At 39.9% G+C, this 20,719-nt stretch carries 22 protein-coding genes, 1 tRNA gene and 1 pseudogene; 5 read left to right on the top strand and 19 right to left on the bottom strand.

The window, feature by feature from the left end:
• Window positions 1-122 precede the first annotated feature (122 nt).
• The gene (locus ACYH0L_RS04570; RefSeq protein WP_256499428.1) at window positions 123-767 is read left to right on the top strand and encodes a spore coat protein; all 645 of its coding nucleotides are present in this window, start codon (window positions 123-125) and stop codon (window positions 765-767) included.
• Window positions 768-792: 25 nt separating this feature from the next.
• Here the strand turns inward: ACYH0L_RS04570 and ACYH0L_RS04565 are convergent, their stop codons facing one another.
• Together ACYH0L_RS04565 and ACYH0L_RS04560 are read right to left on the bottom strand one after the other, a co-directional pair.
• Window positions 793-1,668 carry a hypothetical protein gene (locus tag ACYH0L_RS04565; RefSeq protein ID WP_099728226.1) on the bottom strand — a complete coding sequence of 292 codons (876 nt, stop codon included), beginning with the start codon at window positions 1,666-1,668 and terminating at the stop codon, window positions 793-795.
• A gap of 156 nt (window positions 1,669-1,824) precedes the next feature.
• Window positions 1,825-2,331: a YhcN/YlaJ family sporulation lipoprotein gene (locus tag ACYH0L_RS04560; RefSeq protein ID WP_099728227.1), complete on the bottom strand. Its 507-nt coding sequence runs from the start codon at window positions 2,329-2,331 to the stop codon at window positions 1,825-1,827.
• A 153-nt stretch (window positions 2,332-2,484) separates the two neighbouring features.
• On the opposite strand from ACYH0L_RS04560, the gene ACYH0L_RS04555 reads away from it, so the two are divergent.
• Window positions 2,485-2,883, top strand: a complete 399-nt coding sequence (locus ACYH0L_RS04555) for a spore coat protein (protein WP_099728228.1) — start codon at window positions 2,485-2,487, stop codon at window positions 2,881-2,883.
• Between the two features lie 226 nt (window positions 2,884-3,109).
• Here ACYH0L_RS04555 and ACYH0L_RS04550 read toward each other — a convergent pair whose 3' ends face one another.
• Window positions 3,110-3,247, bottom strand: a complete 138-nt coding sequence (locus ACYH0L_RS04550; protein WP_249705394.1) for a hypothetical protein — start codon at window positions 3,245-3,247, stop codon at window positions 3,110-3,112.
• 119 nt (window positions 3,248-3,366) lie between these two features.
• Between ACYH0L_RS04550 and ACYH0L_RS04545 the strand changes: the two genes are divergently transcribed.
• Window positions 3,367-4,458, top strand: a complete 1,092-nt coding sequence (locus tag ACYH0L_RS04545) for a GGDEF domain-containing protein (protein WP_099728229.1) — start codon at window positions 3,367-3,369, stop codon at window positions 4,456-4,458.
• Between the two features lie 211 nt (window positions 4,459-4,669).
• On the top strand, window positions 4,670-4,870 hold the full coding sequence (cspB, locus tag ACYH0L_RS04540; protein WP_003212277.1) for a cold shock-like protein CspB: 201 nt from the start codon (window positions 4,670-4,672) through the stop codon (window positions 4,868-4,870).
• A 111-nt stretch (window positions 4,871-4,981) separates the two neighbouring features.
• Here the strand turns inward: cspB and ACYH0L_RS04535 are convergent, their stop codons facing one another.
• From ACYH0L_RS04535 to queG, 10 genes and pseudogenes are all read right to left on the bottom strand, one after another.
• The gene (locus ACYH0L_RS04535) at window positions 4,982-5,341 is read right to left on the bottom strand and encodes a hypothetical protein (protein ID WP_482354400.1); all 360 of its coding nucleotides are present in this window, start codon (window positions 5,339-5,341) and stop codon (window positions 4,982-4,984) included.
• A gap of 13 nt (window positions 5,342-5,354) precedes the next feature.
• Window positions 5,355-5,879, bottom strand: coding sequence for an NAD(P)H-dependent oxidoreductase (locus ACYH0L_RS04530; RefSeq protein ID WP_230030995.1), 525 nt, complete (start codon window positions 5,877-5,879; stop codon window positions 5,355-5,357).
• Between the two features lie 17 nt (window positions 5,880-5,896).
• Entirely contained in the window at window positions 5,897-7,516 is a 1,620-nt protein-coding gene (locus ACYH0L_RS04525; protein WP_099728232.1) for a DHA2 family efflux MFS transporter permease subunit, read from the bottom strand.
• A 39-nt stretch (window positions 7,517-7,555) separates the two neighbouring features.
• Complete coding sequence (locus tag ACYH0L_RS04520; protein WP_099728233.1) at window positions 7,556-8,188, bottom strand: biotin/lipoyl-containing protein; 633 nt, start codon at window positions 8,186-8,188, stop codon at window positions 7,556-7,558.
• Between the two features lie 362 nt (window positions 8,189-8,550).
• The gene (gene yhbH, locus ACYH0L_RS04515; protein WP_099728234.1) at window positions 8,551-9,714 is read right to left on the bottom strand and encodes a sporulation protein YhbH; all 1,164 of its coding nucleotides are present in this window, start codon (window positions 9,712-9,714) and stop codon (window positions 8,551-8,553) included.
• 140 nt (window positions 9,715-9,854) lie between these two features.
• On the bottom strand, window positions 9,855-11,750 hold the full coding sequence (locus ACYH0L_RS04510; RefSeq protein ID WP_099728235.1) for a PrkA family serine protein kinase: 1,896 nt from the start codon (window positions 11,748-11,750) through the stop codon (window positions 9,855-9,857).
• 377 nt (window positions 11,751-12,127) lie between these two features.
• A pseudogene (locus tag ACYH0L_RS04505) lies at window positions 12,128-12,833 on the bottom strand (YrpD family protein).
• A gap of 149 nt (window positions 12,834-12,982) precedes the next feature.
• Complete coding sequence (gene trmL, locus ACYH0L_RS04500; protein WP_003211950.1) at window positions 12,983-13,456, bottom strand: tRNA (uridine(34)/cytosine(34)/5-carboxymethylaminomethyluridine(34)-2'-O)-methyltransferase TrmL; 474 nt, start codon at window positions 13,454-13,456, stop codon at window positions 12,983-12,985.
• A gap of 43 nt (window positions 13,457-13,499) precedes the next feature.
• Window positions 13,500-14,402 (bottom strand): amidase domain-containing protein, encoded by a 903-nt coding sequence (locus ACYH0L_RS04495; protein ID WP_099728236.1) that lies wholly within the window; start codon window positions 14,400-14,402, stop codon window positions 13,500-13,502.
• 62 nt (window positions 14,403-14,464) lie between these two features.
• Window positions 14,465-15,613, bottom strand: a complete 1,149-nt coding sequence (queG, locus tag ACYH0L_RS04490) for a tRNA epoxyqueuosine(34) reductase QueG (RefSeq protein ID WP_099728253.1) — start codon at window positions 15,611-15,613, stop codon at window positions 14,465-14,467.
• Window positions 15,614-15,696: 83 nt separating this feature from the next.
• Between queG and ACYH0L_RS04485 the strand changes: the two genes are divergently transcribed.
• Window positions 15,697-16,293, top strand: coding sequence for a hypothetical protein (locus tag ACYH0L_RS04485; RefSeq protein WP_249705391.1), 597 nt, complete (start codon window positions 15,697-15,699; stop codon window positions 16,291-16,293).
• Window positions 16,294-16,390: 97 nt separating this feature from the next.
• Here ACYH0L_RS04485 and ACYH0L_RS04480 read toward each other — a convergent pair.
• The 6 genes from ACYH0L_RS04480 to ACYH0L_RS04455 all read right to left on the bottom strand — a co-directional run bounded on the left by ACYH0L_RS04480 (window position 16,391) and on the right by ACYH0L_RS04455 (window position 20,686).
• A tRNA-Gly gene (locus ACYH0L_RS04480) sits at window positions 16,391-16,464 on the bottom strand.
• Window positions 16,465-16,591: 127 nt separating this feature from the next.
• Window positions 16,592-17,248: a hypothetical protein gene (locus ACYH0L_RS04475; protein ID WP_482354399.1), complete on the bottom strand. Its 657-nt coding sequence runs from the start codon at window positions 17,246-17,248 to the stop codon at window positions 16,592-16,594.
• Between the two features lie 80 nt (window positions 17,249-17,328).
• Window positions 17,329-17,610: a hypothetical protein gene (locus ACYH0L_RS04470; protein ID WP_099728238.1), complete on the bottom strand. Its 282-nt coding sequence runs from the start codon at window positions 17,608-17,610 to the stop codon at window positions 17,329-17,331.
• Window positions 17,607-18,512: a PqqD family protein gene (locus ACYH0L_RS04465; RefSeq protein WP_099728239.1), complete on the bottom strand. Its 906-nt coding sequence runs from the start codon at window positions 18,510-18,512 to the stop codon at window positions 17,607-17,609. The genes ACYH0L_RS04470 and ACYH0L_RS04465 overlap by 4 nt, the downstream gene beginning before the upstream one ends.
• Window positions 18,496-19,962: a hypothetical protein gene (locus ACYH0L_RS04460; RefSeq protein WP_249705389.1), complete on the bottom strand. Its 1,467-nt coding sequence runs from the start codon at window positions 19,960-19,962 to the stop codon at window positions 18,496-18,498. The genes ACYH0L_RS04465 and ACYH0L_RS04460 overlap by 17 nt, the downstream gene beginning before the upstream one ends.
• Entirely contained in the window at window positions 19,940-20,686 is a 747-nt protein-coding gene (locus ACYH0L_RS04455; RefSeq protein WP_482354398.1) for an ABC transporter ATP-binding protein, read from the bottom strand. Before ACYH0L_RS04455 ends, ACYH0L_RS04460 begins: the two co-directional genes overlap by 23 nt.
• Between the last annotated feature and the right edge of the window lie 33 nt (window positions 20,687-20,719).

Here is a 20,719-nt window from a genome sequence, read left to right as displayed (position 1 = left end):
TCTGATACTTTTTTTCGACAAAAAGGAAGAAAACCCTCTAATTGTAAATAATGTTTTTTGCATGAAATAAGGAAAACATCCTCACATTAAAACAGAACATATAAATAGAAGGAGGAATCTCTATGCAAAACGATCAGCAGTCTTTCGTTCAAGGAAATGCTCAGCAACCTGAATTCAACCATGGTGGGCATGAGTTATTCGATTTACATGAAATTTTAGCAGGCACGATTAATATTTTGGATCAATACATGATCTTTCGGCAATTTATCCAAGATCCTGCATTATCCGACATCTTAGATCGACAATATCAATTCGTTTTGTCGCAGTACAATGTCACGGTAGATTGTTTTTCTACTGGACAAAAGCCTAGTGAAGAAACAACTACTTATATGATGAAAGAACAAACACAGGTGTCATACGGAATTAAACCATCTCAGCCAAAGAAGCCGAATCAGTCATTGCAGGACGTAAAAGACGCAGGGATTACAGGGCATATGCTCGGCCTCGTTAAATCACATGCAGGATTACTTTCAATGACCGCGTTAGAGGTAACAAATCCTGTGGTTAGACGTGTGCTTGCCGCGCAAATTCCGAACTTTATTGAAATGGCATATGAAATTTTCTTATATCAAAACAAACATGGCTACTATCAAGTCCCGCAGCTTTCTACGCAAGACATGCAAGCCATGACGTCTACATTCGCCCCAATGCAGGGCCAAGTTCAAATGCCTCCAAGCAAAGCCAATCAGCAAAAGCCGCTTCATTAAAAAAACGGCTGACCCCTTTCTCTGGTCAGCCGTTTTTTCTTTGATACATCACTTTAAACTGTTCTTCAAAGTCAGTTAGCCGCTGCCCTGTCGCCTGTTCAAAGCCTCTATCAAATCGGCCCGTTTTCGCCGTTTCCTCCATGATCTCATGTATGATGTCTCGTCCGTAAAGCTGGACCAGCTCATAGATCATATAGTAGCTTTGTAAATAAACATCTGTCTCATACGTCATCCGAGAGTCTTGCCAGTCTTGATCAGAATGAAGAGATTGAAAAGGAACGACGTCGAACCGTTCAGACGTGGCATTTAACACGTCATAGGCCGTCCATTCTGCTGTTCCTTCATGGAACCAAAGAGGGAAGATCACTGGAGATACCTTGTATGCATGCACCTTTTCATAGAAAACAAAATGAGCATACTCATGAATGAATAACGTGTTGAAAAAGTATAAAGGCAGTGTCTCTTTCTTCAACAATTCTTCCCGTTTATCTGGGTATAACCCAATCATTTGATCATAATCAGAGTAAAAGCCCGTAATATGCTTGATGCCGGCAAATTGTTCGATCGTGTCTTTATCATCAAAATAAATAATGTCTAAAGGTTTGTCAGGTTCAAACTGAAACACTGACGCTGTCCTCTTCTTTGCCTGATCCAGGGCCTCTATTGTCAGATCCACAAACACGTCCTCTTCCTCTGCATAGTAAATTCTGATATGTTCATAGACTTGCTTATTGAGTCCTTCTGTTAAGACCGTTTTAGGAGAAGACTGCTGCTCTAAATAATGTCCTGTCAGCTGAAACGCAACATAAATCAAGTACGCGGTGAACGCATAAAAAATCAAACCTGCTGCAATCATTCCGCTTACAAGTTTTTTATGAATCAATGACGATTTTGCTTTCATTTACTCCCCACCTGAATTCATCCTGCAACCTCTTTCTCTTTCTATGAAAAAACAAAGATCAACAAGAGGTGATATATTTTTTACTTTATGCAGTCAGGTGCGCAAGGTGCGGTTCCAAACAAAAAAGCCGCATATGACATACGGCTTTTGTCGTAGCTATTTTGATTCAGGGAAGACACGTCGAACAGTTTCAGTAAATTCATCGAAAAATCCTGAAATTGGCTCTCCGCTACTAATACGTTTTCCATATCCTTGCATACGATCAACAAAGTCTGGATTAGCGGATACATACACATTATCGATTTGTTGATCCGTTGATTTTACTTTGTCAGAAATTTTCTTTTTCAAATCATCTGTCACATCGCCGTTTTTATTACCTTCAAGCATAACGGCAACAAATGCATTTTTTCCTGTGACAAGCACGTTTGCTGTTTTCACTTCAGACATGTTGGCTACAAGCTCTGACGCCTTGTCTGCCACTTTGACTTTCTGAGGTGTTTGAACATTTGGCTGATCCTGTCTCATGTTGTCGTTCTTATATGTGACATTTTCATACTGTCGATTCATTGTTCCTCTTCGCTCATCGCCTTGATTGTTCATTCCACACCCAGCAGTGATCAATGTTGGAACAAGTAGTAAAGAAAGCATCCATTTCCTATTCATCAATTATTCCCTCCTTTTGTTCATAGGTTTTTCATCCAATCGACTTTTTATGCACACATTTCTATTTCATCAAAATGAATTCATAATTCAGCCTACTTTGGTCATCCTAAACATGATGAAGAAGTATCATCACGATCAAATGGAGGGATTCGTTTGTTTAAGAAAAGAAAAGGCATGAGCACTGGCGCAATGATCGCAGGTTCAACAGCCATCATTGCATTATTTTCACCAGTATTACGAAGAAGGCTGAAAAGCATGACGCAAATGAATATGTCTTCAATGATGAAAGGCAATGATCATCAGCACCATGACTCGTCTCGCCATGAGTCACACTCCCATAAAGAATCAAAAGGAACGGCTGAAGTTGGGCAAATGATCAAGCAAGCATTTACCGCTGTCCAGCCAGATCACACGAACCAGCACCAATCACCATCAAGAACCCATCAGCCAAGAGAGTCTTATGCACAATCTCTTCACATTGATGAAAGTGTCATGAATGTGATGGATGATGAATCTATCCAGCAAGTGATCAATGACATCGAGCACAAATAAATGAAACAGGAGCCTTCATGAAAAAGGCTCCTGTTTATTCTCCTGAAAAATGTTCTTTGTCCATGAGACAAAAGGAAGGCAAAAAAGTGATTTCACTCGTTGTGATGAAGCGGTTACGAGTATCTAATATGAGCAAAAGCTCTTTCTCACCCTTCCGATCTTTTTTTATCTCTACATCTTGCACAGTTTTAACATCATTTATCCCTAAAACGTCTGCGTTCATTTTTCAAACGACCTCTAAGGAAAACTCCTGCATCGCGAGCGACATGGTTACGACAAATCGCTCCTCTTGATATTCAATCGGCATCTGTTTTTCAAGCATGCCAACTGGCTGTTTCAAAAAAAGAAAGCCAATCCGTTTCATCTGGGTAGCGTTTTCCTCGCATCTGTTTAAACCCCCTCATCAATGAAATTTTTAGTAATTATCCTTTTTCTCTTTTCTTTTGCAACAAATTTTAGTAATTTTAAAAAGGTGATTTTATTTTGCTAAGAGACCTCTTTATTAATATAACAATTCTTGTCACTTTCCATTATTTATTTATGCTTGTGTTTAGAGAGAAGTTTTTAAAGAAAGAAGATACCTTGCTCAGACAACTATGTAAAGGCATGCTTTCTGGGCTACTCGGTGTCCTCATCATGTTTTTTTCTATTAAAGCAGGACCAGCGATCATCGATTTAAGACATATACCTCTTATTTTAACAGCATTTTATGGAGGCATCGCGCAAACGTTCATTGCGGCATGTGTTGTCATTATTGGTCGATTATTAATCGAAACCAACGTCGGTTCTTTCATCAATATTTTTTCCATGATATTTATCGCCACAGCCTCTTTTTTGATTGCTGAACGTCATATCAATCATGTCTTGAAAATGCTGTTATCTATTACGATCAGCAACGTGATCGCAACCATTTTGTTTATCACCATCGCACATGAAATATCAATTGAAATGCATTTCGCTTATTGGATTTTCTCGTATATTGCCGGATTATTTAATTTTTATGTCATTGAGCATCAAACAAAAGCCTATCAGCTGTTAAATTTGTATAAATTCCAAGCTCATTATGACTTTTTAACAGGTGTTTTAAATAAACGGAAATTTGATGAGGTATTAAATGATGCTTTTTCTCTAAAATTAAAGCAGCCTATCCATCAAATGTCCCTTATTTACATAGACATCGATTATTTCAAATCCATCAATGATCAATATGGACATCATGAGGGAGATATCGTTTTAAAAGAAATCGGGACAAGGCTGATCAAAAACACAAGAAGCTCTGATTATATCGGACGGATCGGCGGTGAAGAATTTGCTGTGCTTCTACCGAATTGTTCAGTTGAAAAAACATGGCAAATTGCAGAACGATTGCGGAGAAAAATTGCGGATCAGCCGATTTATTTACAAAATGGAATGTCCATTCATATCACAGTATCACTTGGGTGTGCTTATTACCACGGAACAAGTGCAGACATCAAACAATTACCGATTATGGCTGATCAGGAGCTCTATAAAGCGAAGCAGTCTGGCCGAAATCAAGTGAGCTTCTCAGAGAGAAAAAGAGGCCAATTAACATAGGCTTTTTCCTCAATTTGTTAGCGCTAATTATTTTTAAAAAAGTTTTCGTATAACAGTTGTTTTTTCCCGCAAACACTGGTAAAGTAAAGGTAATTATTTTTGTTCGTATCATCTTTAAGAAGAAAGTTTTGAAAGAGTTTTCGTCTTTGAAGTTTGTGTAAGAGCAAGAATAGTGAATTTAAGCGTTAAGATCGCTTTAGGAGGAAATTTCATGTTAGAAGGTAAAGTAAAATGGTTCAACTCTGAAAAAGGTTTCGGATTCATCGAAGTAGAAGGTCAAGACGATGTATTCGTTCACTTCTCTGCTATCCAAGGCGAAGGCTTCAAAACATTAGAAGAAGGTCAAGCAGTTTCTTTCGAAATCGTTGAAGGTAACCGTGGACCACAAGCTGCTAACGTTAACAAAGCGTAATTTAAGAGCATCTGCTCTTTTAGCACTTTATAGAGTGAAGGAAAACCGCTCGGCTTCTGCCGGCGGTTTTTTTATGCAATCAAAAAGAGAACCTGACGAGAGGTTCTCTTTTTATTTGTCCTTCTGCTTTAGCTTCTGCAAAGCAGAACGATACATATTATCATTCATTTTTGTCTCTGGTTCTTCTTTTTTGACAGGTGGTTCTGGCTGCTTAAACTTTTGAAGCGCCTGTCTATAGAAATCGTCGCCAGACACGTGTTCGTCCGTTTGAGAAGGCTCTGACGCTTTTTCTTCTTCTTCAGGCTCTACAGGTCTCGCCGCAACTTCTGGCTCACTGCGCGGCACGTCAGGCTGATTAGACACATCTTCTTTGATCTCTTCCTTCTCGACCGAAGCGTGTCTGACATTGAACGCTACTAATCCGATAATGACTAGAAGAGCAGCTACTAACGCTACAATAATCGTCGCCAAAAGAACCCTCTCCTTATCGCTTAAATGACGCAGTGACTGATGCTACACGTCTTCCTAATGCTTTCCCGAGTTCAATGCCTTCCGTAGAAATCAATTCATCAGAATCAATTGGACATGTCACACCTGCTCCATAATAAGAGCCGTATAAAGCATTCTCTGGAACATTTCCAGGAAGGCCTACCACAAGCATCCCTTGATGGAACATTGGCGTAATCAAATTGTGCATCGTCATTTCTAAACCGCCGTGCGCTGTAGCAGTTGTACAGAAAACAGCACCGACTTTATCAATGAGTTTTCCTTCTGCCCATAAGTAACCAAGACGGTCAATCCATGTCTTTAATCCAGAACTAATGGTACCAAAGTGACCAGGGCAGCCCCAAATGATCGCATCCATTTGATCAAGCGTGCGAATATCCGCATCTTTCACATGATCAATGAATACTTCAGCTTGCTCTGTTTCACCTGCGCCCGCTGCAATCGCTTCTGCAAGTGCTTTTGTATGGTCACCTTCACTATCGTATACGACATAAATTTTCATGTACGGTCCCTCCACACTTATCTTGCATCTTGGTTTGCTTCCTTAGGTGCTGGAAGCAGCGTCATTTCTTGTTTCTTATGCTGCTGATCTTTTCGTTTTTTATCCTTACGTACATCTCTCAGGAACAAGCTGAGAATGACACCGGCCGCACAGAATAATGTGACCCACATGTAAGCATCATTGATGCCCATCACGTTTGAATCGACCTGTGCTTTCGTAAAGAGCTGGGTGGATACATATTTTTGGGCAGCTTCAGCTGTCATCCCCATATGATGCATCACATTCGACACAGCCGTCTGGAATGAATTCATAAAGAATGGGTCAGCTGTATTCGTTTGATCTGCCATATTCGAATAATGGAATGTTGTCCGATTCGTATAAATCGTCGTGATCAAACTCGTACCGATCGAGCCGCTAATTTGTCTTAATGTATTAGACATCGCTGTACCATGACTGTTTAAATGCTGTGGTAATTGGTTCATCCCAGCTGTCATAACAGGCATCATCAGCAGTGACATACCAAATGCACGTACTGCATACATGAGCACAATGTGACTATAGGATGTATCAATGGTCAGCCTTGTAAACTCGTATGTGGTGACAACAGTAATCACCATCCCCACAATCGCAAGCGGACGAGGTCCAAATTTATCAAACAAGATCCCTGAAATCGGGGACATAATCAGCATCGCAAGTGCCCCTGGAAGCATTAACAGACCCGATTGCAATGCAGTAAACCCAACGAGGTTTTGCAGATAAATCGGAAGTAAGAACATTCCAGTGTATAAGGCAACGGTAATAATGATATTAATGACACTTGATAATGAGAAAATGCTGTATTTAAACACGCGGAAATCAAGCATCGGATTATCAGCTTTTAGCTGTTGGAATATAAAGAGAATGATCGCAATCGCACCAATCATAATCGTCGATAAGACGATCGGATCTGTCCAACCATCACTCCCCGCTTCACTCACTCCGTATAGAAGCGAAGCAAAACCAACGATTGAAAGAATCGCACCCAGGGTGTCCAGCTTGATTTTTTTGGGCTCTACAATATTTTTAAACATAAAGAAAGCCGCGATAATGACAATCAAACCGATTGGTACAAGGCCATAAAACATAATACGCCAAGAATAATGTTCAATAATGTAACCAGATAATGTTGGTCCTACAGCTGGTGCAAACATCATCGCAAGACCAAAAATCCCCATTCCTTTCCCCCTGTTTTCCGGAGGGAAAATAAAAAGGATTGTTGTCATGACGAGCGGCTGCAAGATACCGCCACCGATTGCCTGAATCAAGCGGCCAATGAGCATCGTAGAAAAGTTCGGTGCAATACCGCAAATAAAGGTACCAAGTGTAAACGAGATCATGGCTACTAGGAATAAGCTGCGCTGTCCAAAACGTGTGATTAAAAACGCGGATAGCGGAATCAGCACACCGTTGACAAGCATGTAACCTGTTGTAAGCCACTGAATGGTCGTCGCACTGACATTAAATTCAGTCATTAAATGGGGCATGGCTACGTTCAGAAGCGTTTGGTTTAAAATCGCTACGAACAAACCGGCCATTAAAATGATCAGTAAAGACAAGGAGCCTGTTCCCTGTTTTGTCGCTGCAGGTTGATTTGCCATCTCAGACAACCTCCTTTCATTTTTTAATATCAATCATCATTAAGATGAAATTTTGACAGAAGCATTCATACCTGGAAGTACTTTGTCAGATGGGTTTTTAATTGAAATTTTGACTGCTACTTTTTGTGTCACTTTTGTATAGTTACCACTTGAATTTGTTGCTGGCAGCATGTTGAATGTTGAGTTTGTCGCATAACCAATTTGTTCAACAGTTCCTTCAAATGTTGTATCAGAATCACCATCTACCACGATGTCGACTTTGTCACCTTTTTCAATGTTCTTAATGTCTGTTTCTTTGATATTTGCTGTGATATAAAGCTTGCTTAGGTCAATTGTTTCACCAAGAACTGTACCTGGCTGCACTTGCTGATTGTTTTGTACTTCTTTTTTGACTAATGTGCCATCAGCTACTGCTTTAATGTTTGTTTTTGCTTCCCCTTCAACTTTTGCAACTGTGCTGTCTTTTTGCACTTCGTCACCTTCATTGATATCCCAGCCTTTGATTTGTCCAGCTGCTGGTGCTGTAATTTGATACATATCACCTGTCACTTTTGCCTCGTCTGTTTTTACAAAGTTTGTGCTTTCGTAGTAGTAATAAGCACCTCCGGCAATAATAGCAAGAATCACAATAAGGCCAATAATATTCGTTAGTAATAAACGCCCTCTGTTCATGTTTTGTTTCTCCTTTCATGTATAAAAATATAGTGTCATCTGCTTTAGCAAGCTTAGAATGCCCATCATCTGACAGAATATGAAACAAGCTCATAAAGCTGACATTTCCCCTTCATCTACTCCGCTGAAAAATGGTGTGCAGCCCATTTATACTTATTGTTCACTCATGAGCAAAGAGCAGAAAAAGAAGAAAAGACGATCGGCATCTTTTTTGAAAAACTTATATTTAACAAGATTAAATATTAATAAATGTAAATTGAAATGTCAAAGAGAAAGTTTTACTTTTTTTCTGGTGATCCCTTCCTTTTCCACAAAAAAAACCTTTCAGCCCTTATGCTGAAAGGTTTTTTCAAATGTGCTATTTAAGAAAGAACTTCTTCCTGCTGAAAAAATTTTTTTAATGCGAGAAAAACGTCTGATTTTTGCTTTAAAATATAATGCTTAAATTTCTCATCCTGAATATGCTTATATGCTGACATTAACGTAGAGTGCCGGTTGTATTGATTCACTTCACCATAACAGAATAAGTTGGCTTTTTTCATAATCTCTTGAACAAGCTTCACACACCGCGCATTGTCTGAGGTCAGATTGTCACCATCAGAAAAATGGAAAGGATAAATATTATATCGTGACGGCGGATATCGTTCGTCTATGAGCTCTAGTGCCTTTCGATAGACAGACGAGCAAATGGTCCCCCCGCTCTCACCCCGTGAGAAGAAGTGTTCCTCTTCTACAACCTTCGCCTCCGTATGGTGGGCAATAAATTCAATATCAACCGTCTCATACTTTGTCCGTAAGAAACGTGTCATCCAAAAGAAAAAACTCCTCGCCATATATTTTTCCCAAAGTCCCATACTTCCGCTCGTATCCATCATCGCCAAAACGACGGCTTTCGACTCTGGTTTGGTCACTTCATTCCACGTTTTATATTTAATATCCTCTGGGTAGATTGGATAAAAGGAAGGACTTCCCGTCATCGCATTTCGTTTAAATGCGGACAGCATCGTTCGTTTTTTATGGATATTTCCTGTTAAGCCCGTTTTGCGAATATCGTTGAATTCAATTTGCTCGACAATGATGTCGTCAAGCTCCTTTTGTTTCAGGTTTGGCAGTTCTAGTTCACGAAACAGCGCTTCCTCCAGATCCATTAATGAAACTTCTGCTTCGTAATAATCCTCACCTGCTTGATCTCCAGCACCTTGCCTCTTCCCTTGCCCTTGCTTACTGTCTGATCCATCACGCGCGACAACATCACCAACCTGGCTGTCTCCATCCCCTTGACCCACATGCTTATTCTTGTCGTAGTTGTACCGAATTTTATATTCATCTAATGAACGAATCGGAATTTTGACAACATCTTTTCCATTAGACATGATGATGCTTTCCTCTGTGACAAGATCCGGCAAATTGTTTTTAATCGCCTCTTTGACTTTTTTCTGATGACGCTGCTGGTCGTCAAAGCCTTTTCGATGGAGGGACCAGTCTTCCTGAGAAACAATAAACTGACTTTTTTCTTGCCGGGACATCCATCCCCCTCCTCACCTGTTTACGCAATTCTTCTAACTATCGATTCCTTTATCGTATGCTGCCGTCATCCAAGATGACGATCATTTCTAAAAAAGACATTACCGGTGCGGATGTGCGCCAATAATGCCTCCTTCATTTATTAACGATTCAGAAGACTGCCTACATATTTTAAGAGTTCATTTGCACTTGTTGAATTATAGCCATGCTCATCAATCAATCTAGCCACTACCTCATTTACCTTTTTCAGCTGCTGTTCATCTGGTGTCTTCGTCGATGTCGTAATTTTGACCACATCTTTTAGATCGGCAAATAACTTCTTCTGAATCGCCTCTCGTAATCTCTCATGAGAATTATAATCAAAACGCTTGCCCTTTCTCGCATAAGCCGAAATACGAATGAGAATTTCTTCTCGGAATGCCTTTTTGGCATTTTCAGAAATACCGATCTGTTCCTCAATTGAGCGCATAAGCTTTTCATCAGGATTCATTTCTTCACCAGTTAACGGATCACGCAGCTTGTTTTTATTGCAGTAAGCTTCGACATTATCTAAGTAATTATCCATTAGTGTTTTCGCAGACTCCTCATACGAATACACAAATGCCTTTTGAACTTCTTTCTTCGCAATATCGTCATACTCTTTTCGCGCGACAGAAATAAAATTCAAATAACGCTCCCGATCTTCACTTGAAATGGATGGATGCTGATCAAGCCCTTCTTTTAAGGAACGAAGCACATCCAGTGCATTGATCGATTCCATATTCTTTCGAATAATGGTGGATGAAATTCGGTTGATCACATAACGCGGGTCAATTCCGCTCATCCCTTCGTCATGAAATTCCTTTTTCATCTCATCTATGTCAGCAGATTGAAAGCCTTCGACACTTTCCCCATCATACAGACGCATTTTTTTCACCAAATCAATATCAGAACGCTTTGGCTCTTTGAGTCTCGTCAAAATAGAGAACATCGCTGCCACCTTCAGCGTATGCGGTGCAATATGAACGTCTGAAACATCACTTTCTGAAATCATTTTATGATAAATCCGTTCTTCCTCTGTCACCTTTAAATTATAAGGAATCGGCATCACAATAATTCTTGAATGAAGGGCCTCGTTCTTCTTATTTGAAATAAACGACCGGTACTCGGTTTCATTCGTATGAGCGACAATCAATTCATCCGCACTAATCAAGGCAAATCGGCCTGCCTTAAAATTTCCTTCCTGCGTTAATGAAAGAAGGTGCCACAGAAATTTCTCATCACACTTTAACATCTCCTGAAACTCCATCATCCCGCGGTTTGCTTTATTGAGTTCTCCATCAAACCGGTATGCACGAGGGTCTGACTCTGATCCAAATTCAGCAATGGTTGAAAAATCGATGCTGCCTGTTAAATCGGCAATGTCCTGAGATTTCGGATCAGACGGGCTGAAGGTACCAATGCCGGTCCGTTTATCCTCTGAGAAAAAAATCCGCTCAACCCTTACATCCTCAATTCTGCCGCCATATTCCTCTTCCAGTCTCATCATATTCAGAGGCGACAAATTCCCCTGCACACGAATACCATATTCTCTATAGAAATCCTCCCGCAGATTTTGCGGAATGAGATGAAGCGGGTCTTCATGCATGGGACAGCCTTTGATCGCATAGACTGCGCCATTGTCTGTCAAGGAATAGGCTTCGAGTCCTCTTTTCAGCCTTGTTACAAGCGTCGATTTCCCGCCGCTTACCGGTCCCATCAATAATAAAATACGCTTCCGCACATCTAATCGCTTTGCAGCAGGATGAAAATATTCCTCCACTAGCCTTTCCAGTGATTCCTCTAATCCAAAAAGCTCCTGATCAAAAAATTTGTAGGTTCTGACCCCATTCTCCTCTTCAATCCCGCTGTCTTTAATCATATGATAAACGCGAGAATGAGCAGATTGAGCGACAAGTGGATTTTCCTTAATAATGTCTAAATAATCGCTGAATGTGCCTTCCCATTTGAGACGCTGCTCTTCTTCTCTGTGCTGTTCAATTTTCTTTAAAATATCCATATGAACCTCCTCTTTCAAGATTGAAGCTAGTAATCAGATACTGTTTTACAATCTATGCGCAGGCGTCCTATTACATGCTTTCGTTCTTCAAAATGACGAATTGGCAAACTGAATTGACAACCATCCGCAAGACCCTTCATAATAAAGGAAAAACAGGAGAAAAATGATCTTCTTCTCCTGCTTTTCAAGGCGAACTTCACATCATATGAAACAGGCAGCGGACAGGAACAAAGGGATAAGGGGGAGCTTATATGAGAACGGTCATTATGATGGGCGTCATCATTACGTTTTTAGTATCCATTTTCACAGCTGGCTACGAAGGCAAGCCTGGTAAATGAAAAAAAGGATGTTCCATTAGCGGAACATCCTTTTTTCATTTAGTTCATTGTTTTCAGCACTTGCATATTCACTGTATTACCTGACACCTGAATCGAAGTAAAGTTGCGTATCTATCACCAGTGTGACTGCTCAATTATCTAATGTGATATCAGTAAAACGAGTAGAGAAGTTTGCCCGAATATCTTTCCGATAAATATCGTCAGTCACTGCAACCGTCGAAAGTAATTTCCATTTGGTCACAGAGATAATGTTTGAGTTTTGAATTTCTGTGATAATGCGCCCTGTATAACCAACATTGTTTGTCCCCCAGAAAGTCGCTCTTGTATGTCCATTCAAATTTTTATAAATGGTCATTTGAACAGTACTTCCAGGCTTAAATCCTTTTGTATACGTAAAATTACTATGTTCTTCGATATATGTTTCTTGATTATTTGTTCCTACCTTCATCGTAGGTTTCCATACATTATAGGTTGGACTGTATTGAAGACCAATATCCGCTTCTTTTGATCCTGTGAATCCAGAATAAATATAAGCTGCCCCTTTAGACACACTCATCGTGGAAGGAAGTTGAATTTTTGTGACCAATATAGATCCATTACTATTGATATAGGTACGCCCGCCAATTCCTTTAGATCATTGCGCTGCTCCTATTTCCTGCGTCTGAGAAAGACCTGGGATACTGACTGGAACGATCCCCATTAAAATAGCTGAGATAACGGCACTAGTAATCAGTAGTTTTTTCATCTCATTATTCCTCCTAATGGATTCATCATTTTTGAAAATGCAATCTATCATCATATCTATTTTCAACATGTACAAAAAGTATAAATAAGTCATATTTTTCATCACCACATAAAAAAGCCGAGATGGGTATCTCGGCTTTCATCATGATCTTATATGAGATCTCGATATTGCTGCTGGCGAAGTGCCTCATAAACAAGGATCGCTGCTGTATTCGATAGATTAAGCGAACGAACATGCTCTGTCATCGGTAAACGAAGACAGCGGTCCATATTTCGTTCAATCAAATCTTTCGGCAACCCACTTGTCTCTCTGCCAAAGACGAAGAAATAGTCTTCATCTAACTGAGAGTAATCAAACGTTGTATGCGGCTTTTGGCCAAACTTTGTGATATAGAAGAATTGCCCCTTCGGATGGGCCTCAAACAATTCATCGAGTGAATCATGATAGACCACATTGGCATACTTCCAATAATCGAGTCCAGCACGCTTCAGCATTTTGTCATCTGTCGAAAAACCAAGCGGACGAATCAGATGAAGTGTTGTATTTGTTGCTGCACATGTACGCGCAATATTTCCAGTATTAGCTGGAATCTCTGGTTGATATAAAACGACATGAAGTCCCAAAAAAGTTCACCTCTAATTTTCTTTTCCGCTCAACATTATACCATTAACTATCCTTTGCGGCATCGTCCAAAATGTGAAAAAACGTATAACGAATAGCTGGTGTATAGGCAGTTGAATCCTCATATGACCAAAACCGCATGCGGCTGTCATACGTCTGTGCATTCACAAGAGGCATTCCGCCTTTATCATGATCAACAACAATGGTTGTATGATTATACCTTCCATCACCCTCGAAATCGTAGCAAATGACATCACCAATTTGAAGCTCCTGCGCTTCTTTTAGCTTCTTTGCCCTTAAGCCTGCTTTAGAATTCGCTAAATAGTTTTTCATCGAATGAGCCACCGTCCAGCTGTAGCTCCACGTATGTGGACGCACCCACCAGCCAGACCCGCGATTCGGATACCCTCTCGTTGGCGCATTCCCTGCTTTCAAGCATTGTGAAATAAAATTTGTACAGTTATCTTCAAAATTCTTGTAGGCTGGATTCCGTTTATTCCAGTACGTCTCCGCATATTGCACGGCTGCCCGCCGATCATAGTGAAAGGCTCTCCCGAATTGTTCCTCGTTCTGGAAGCGCTCATCCACCCGCTCCTCCTTTTGCCGTTCCTCCTGCATCATGCGATCTTTGACAAGCATGTCGTTATAAAGAAACGCTTCTCTTTTTTCAACCTGTTCCTCCAAATAAAAAGAATCGTCTACATCCTTACAGACATAAGTGAGATGAGCAAGATATTGCACATGCTGAGCCCCATCATCCTGAATTGTTGAATCTAGAAGCTTTGTTTTTGCCTTTGCCTTCACAATCTCAACCTGTCTTCTAGCAAAAAGCTCCTTTTTTCGTTCTACTGCTTCCACATCAGACATGAGCTGCGGCTGTTTGATCGCACTGTCATTTAATAAATACGCCAGCCTGTCTTCTAACGTTTGCGCTAATAATTGTTTCACACAGACACCACCAAAACTTTTTTTAAAACCTCTGTTTGGTACATTCTATGTTCATAGGGATGTTATTTAGTATTTAAAGGTGTCTGTAATAGCTCAATCCCTTTGATCATCTCTTGTTTCGCTTCTTCATCACTTTCCCGCTCAAGAGCTTTTTCCAGCTCTGAAAGCTGCTGCACGTCGCCAATTTTGCCAATGGCCCAAGCGGCCGTGCCTCGAATGACCGGCCTTGGATCCTTGTGCATCAATTCAATCAAAACTGGTAAGGCAGATGCGTCTTTAAAGTGAGCGAGTGCCAAAATCGCATTCCGCTGAATGGGCTTTTTCCCCCGCCATGATCCTGATACATGACCGTATTTTTCCTTAAACTCACGATTGCTGATCGTAAGGAGCGGCTTTAAAAGCGGCTTTGCAATTTCAGGGTCCGGCTCCATTTCAGGATGCAGATGAAAGTCTTTTCCTTTATTGATCGGGCAAACTATTTGGCACGTATCACACCCATACAAGCGGTTCCCTATTTTCGAACGGAACTCGTCAGGTAAAAACCCTTTTGTCTGAGTTAAAAACGAAATGCACCTTTGAGAATTCAGCTGTCCTGGATTCACAAGCGCACCTGTTGGACACGAATCCACACATTTATTGCACGTCCCGCACTGGTCTTCAATTTTCTCATCCGGTTCAAATGGAACATTTGTAATCATTTCAGCCAAGTACACATAAGAGCCGAACTCTGGTGTGATAATCATACAGTTCTTTGCACTAAAACCAATGCCAGCGCGTTCTGCTACAGCACGATCAGACAGTTCCCCTGTATCCACCATTGATTTTGTTCGTATATCGACATGCTTGCTCCGCAAGAATTCCTCGAGCATATCAAGCTTTTTTTTCAATACAACATGATAATCCGTTCCCCAAGAAGCCCTGCAAAAGATTCCTCTTCTTGCATCCTTTGTACTTCGAGGGGCATCTTTCATTTTGGAAGGATACGCGAGCGCTATTGCAACAATTGATTTGGCCTTTGGAAGCAGCAAAGAAGGGTTTGTTCGTTTTTCGATATCAGGCTCTTCAAAGCCGGACAAATACCCTAACGATTCATGTAAGATCAGGCGGTCCTTTAATGAATCAAATGTATCAGCACTTGCAAATCGAATTTTATCGACACCAATTTCTTTCGCATATTGAATCAATTCTTCTTTTAATTCTCCAACATGAATCACCTTGCAAACCTCCTTTCTTTGTTTCTTCTGTTGTTTTCAGTATAATACGAGTGTATCATGACCGATTGGAGTGAGTCACTGTGAAGATACATATGGAAATTCCTTATCCTCAAAGCCCGTCTATCCATGTTGGACAGATTGAATATTCACATATTGAAGTCGGTAAATCACCTCAAATGTTAAAAGGTCGATTACGCCTGTTTCAAGAGTCTTTGTTTTTTGAATACGAAGATAAAGCCTTGAAAGAAGTACCTGCGATCAAAGAATGGACTGAGCTTATAGAAGACATTCCTTTCCTTCCACTTCTTTCTGATATTCAAAAGGAACAATTTATTGACTCGACCAATTCCGTACAGGATTTGTCGATATTTTTCTCATTAAAATATTTCTTGCCCATCCTGACATTAGATGCCGATCGCCTAAAAGAGCCACTTTCACTTGCAAAAAATGATGCTGGTCACATCGAATGGCAGGACGAAACGGGACTTAAAGGGTTATTTTCTCAAGCAAGTAAAGCACAAATTTCTCAAGACACAAAGAACATTCTTCAAATCATCCTTTTCCCGCCATCTATTTCCCGGGAAAAGAGTGAAGCTCTTATACAATCCTTGACGAAGATGTTTATACAAATACATGGTGGAGAAAGCAAATATGAACTCATTGAAAAAGCACTGTAGCTGACAGTGCTTTTTCACATTATACTGACATAATAAAAAACGCAACACTTCGTTTATCTAAGAAACGAAATACTGCGTTATAAACAAAATTATGTATTGGAGCGGGTGATGAGAATCGAACTCACGACATCAGCTTGGAAGGCTGAGGTTTTACCACTAAACTACACCCGCATCAATCTTTTAAAAGCAACGTCATTGCGTTGACTTTTATTATGTTACAACTTTCTTAACAATTCGTCAAGAGAATATGAAGATTTTTCGTCAAAAAACTTCATATTCTCCATATATATTAAGATAGTTATTTATCTAGCTGGACATAAAACAAGTATGCATGTGACATATTCTTCAACGCTTTCTCTGGGTTCTTTTCGATTGCCTCAAGCATTGGTAAATTCCCATCTTTCCCCATTGCAGCTGTATACGCAATTAGTGCTTTTTCTCCTGAAGCCACTTTGACAGATTCAGATTGTGCAGAAAAAACATAGTCACCTACTTTGAATGGAAAGCTTGAAGTCGCTTTTATCATTCCATCATTCTTTCTGTCTGACCAAATACTAAATTGTGATTCGTATATATCTTTCTGATGATTCAGTTGTAAGAGCACATTCATCGTTTGATCGGTTCCATCCTGATGTAAAACAAAGGTGGCAGATGATGCTTCCTTATCAACTAATCGACCATTTTTGTAATGACTCCCAATAAAAGTGATACTCTTATTCTTCTTCGTTAATCCCTTTAGGGTAAGAGCCACCATTTCATTAGTGGTTGTGGCATCTAGTAAGCTTTCTTCTTTCTTTGTCAGTTTCATTTTTTCAATTGTTACTTGATCCTTAGATACGGGTTCTGTTTCTTTTTTAGATACTGTCTTCACTGTCGTTGTTGTTTCTTCGGCCTTCTCACCGCATCCTGCTAATAGAAAAACAGTGAACAAAAGTATGCTCCATTTTTTAATCATTGATATCCCCTTTAATATTTTTCATTCTTTATTATACTAAAATTTGGTTGAGCATACAAAAAAAGATTAGGAAAATTCTCCTAATCTTTCGCTTTTTTCTGTTTCATTGCCGACAGCAATGCCACAATGAGAAAACTCGCTGCAAAAATCACAATCATATAAATAAAAAAGTTTGGCTTGATCTGAAAAGTAAACGCTGACGAACCTTCCATCTCAAAAGCGAGACTGTTAAATAATAATGCATCATTTGTTTTTGATTGAAATAAATGATAGAACAGTACACCAATTGTCAGCATCGGAAAGCCTAAGAATCCTAGGAAACCACCAACTATAGCACCTTGTTTCATTGCCTGAACGTTCATGATCGTTGTCCTCCCATTCCACGAAGCAATAGCTGCTTCATAATGGATTTACCATCCCCCATAAACGGAAGAAGATAGAGTAATTGAATAAAATACGTAATTGAAAAAATAAAAAAACCTGTCGAAATTGGATTTTCTTTCAGAAATAATACGGTCACAATGATTCCAGCTGCCCCAATCACACCAGGGAGAAGCGGTCCAAGCAGCGTAATCCATACCTGCTTTTTCTGAAATGGATCTAATACAGGTCTCACAAATTTCACAGACATCATATCACTCGCAAAAAAACCTTGAGGACCATCCCGTCCCGCAAACTTCCGATGTGCATAACCATGTGCTGCCTCATGCAAGGCCGTCCCGGTAATTAATCCGAAATAAATAATGGAAAAATAAATCGCAATGGCTGCAATCGATGGATCAGGGATGAATAAAAAGGCGATGCCTGCCATGACCATGAAAAGCACCCAGAAAAAGATGATTTTACGCGTCACCATAAGCAAGGCCGTCCCCAATATTTGAAGAAATGAGTGGCCTGTGCAATCAAATCGTTCCTTCATCTTTACTTGATACTGCTTAAAAAATTGACAGCAGGCTGTGACAATCCGATATGGTGATTGATAATGAATAGACAGCAAATGATGCTGATTCAGCCCCATCATCAGCTGATAAAAATCACGAGCAATGACAGACTCATCGACCTGAAACAAATCGGCTAGCTCTGCTGTAATACTCGCTTCTGTCCTCTTGCCGTCCACTTTCGTTAACATATGATAGGCACTTTCATTAATCGGGAGTGTGCTTCCATACTGCGTATCAGTGAGATGCCTCTTTTGTAAGGTCACATAAGGCCCAAGAGCCGGTACCCGCTCAATCTTTAGCTTACTGTTAAGAAGTTGAATCATGTGAATACCTCCATGAAAAACCTTTGTATATGGCAAAGATGAGCAGACCCTCAAAAGCAGCCACAAGCAGCCACTGAAGCGTTTGACTCGACTCCCCTATGACATAGTTTCCAATAAAAACAATTGGAATCATAAGTAAAATAAGTGCTCCAAATGAAAAAATGCCTGTGTATGGATTGTTCCGATCAAGAGGAAGTAAAATACCTACCACATAAAAGAGCGCAGTAGCATTGCATAACACAGCGGCCCCAATCAATACGTTCCAAATCTGATCAGGAAGCGTCAGTGTTGTCAGCATGAATAAAGCAATCTGCATCACACCAACGAGCAGAAGTCCAATAAACTTATACAGAGCCACTTCCCACGACATTAGGCCAAATGTTTTATACATCCCTAGCATACGTTTATCATTGCCAAATGAATTAAAGGCTGTTAATCCAGCAAGAGCACATAGAACAAAAAACGCTTCTTCTTCAAACCGGAATCCAAACTGATAACGGACGAATAAGATCACAATGAGAAGAATGAGAAAGTTTAAAATGTTTTCTTCATTTCGCACCTGTGATTTGATTTCCTTTACAATAAGTGACCATTTTTTTGAAGAAGAGAACGGCAATTTGTTTAAAAAGGTTAACGCTTTTTTCTCTGCCATAATCGGCATCATCGCAAGAGAAAGAAATGCGCCGCCCGCTGATAAAAGGATGAACAGAATCAAAATTGCATAGTTTACCCCTTCTGGAGACATCCCTTGTGCTGCAAGGAAAAACGGTGCTGTAAAATACATTAAATGATAATCAAACTGAATATATGATTGCTGAATTTGGCTGATATCAAAATGCGTCAATCCATACGCCACAACCAGTGCCAATAAAACAAAGATCGCTGCAAATTTTTGCAACGGTAATTTTAATTTTAGAACGAGCAAATAGGTAATGTTATAAATGAGCTGCAGCAGCATGAAGACAAAAAGCGATTGCAAAATCACCATCAAAAAGAAAGTAAAGATAAAGAAAATTCCGATTCCCTGGGCAATAAAGTTAGGTAAAAGCAGGATACCGATAAAAAATAAAACAAGCCCTGCCACCACTATCACCATCGGAATGAAGTATCCAAGACTTTTCTGAAAGGTAGAGAGCGGGAACCAGCTGAGCTGCATAGAAAACCGGTCTTGTTCAGGCGTTCTGACCTTGATCAGAACAAATAACAAGCTTGTAAAAATAGATGCATTGATCGCCATCGACACAACCAATAATCCAAGTGAACGTTCATCTCCATTTAAGAAAGCCTTCATAAAGACACCAGTAAAACTATATCCAATGATGGCCCCCATTGTGACTGCAAACAAAAAGAATAAGACCACAATGATTCGCTTCGTTTGAGTATCAAAGAGCTTATACATCTCCTGCTGCCACATTTTAAGCATCATTTTAGAAATGATTAATGATTTCATCAAAATGTGCACCCCTATCACTTAACATTGAAGCTTTCAGAAACACCTGTTCCAGTGTGCTTGATTGATACTTTTCCTTTAAGGCTGAGACTGTTCCTTCATCCATTTTATTTCCCTTAGAAATAATGGCGATTTTGTGGCACAGCTCTTCCGCTGAAAGCATATCATGCGTTGAAAGCAAGATTGCACCATGGTTCTCGGCATAACGCTTCATCAGTTTCTTTGTGTTTATAACCGCTTCAATATCAAGTCCTCTAAAGGGCTCATCCATGATCACCAATTGACTATCAAGCATAAAGGCGGCAATGAGCTGTGTCTTTTTTTTCATACCATGTGAATACGTTTCGATCGGTCTTGATAAAGCCGAGTCCATATCAAACAGTTCAATTAGTTGATTTCTTCTATGAATTGTTTTACATTCATACATAGAAGAAACAAAATCTAAATATTCAGCACCAGTCAATGCTTCAGGGAGCAGCAGGTCATCTGGAATATAGGCTACTTGTTTTTTAAAGGATGGGTCATCATTTGTGACCTCCTGCAAGTGAATCGTTCCTTTTGTATGCTTAATGATGCCGAGTATACAATTAATCATCGTTGTTTTACCAGATCCATTCGGTCCAGCAACAGCAACGATTTGATGAGGGGCAACCTTTAAATGAAAATCATTGACAGCAGTCACATTATTTTTATACGTCTTGGTTAAATTCTCGATCGTAAACATATAACCTCCAAGTGTCTGCATATTCTTTAAAAA

It is taken from the genome of Bacillus sp. MC1252 (assembly GCF_056838025.1).
This window is presented reverse-complemented; position numbering and strand designations above follow the sequence as displayed.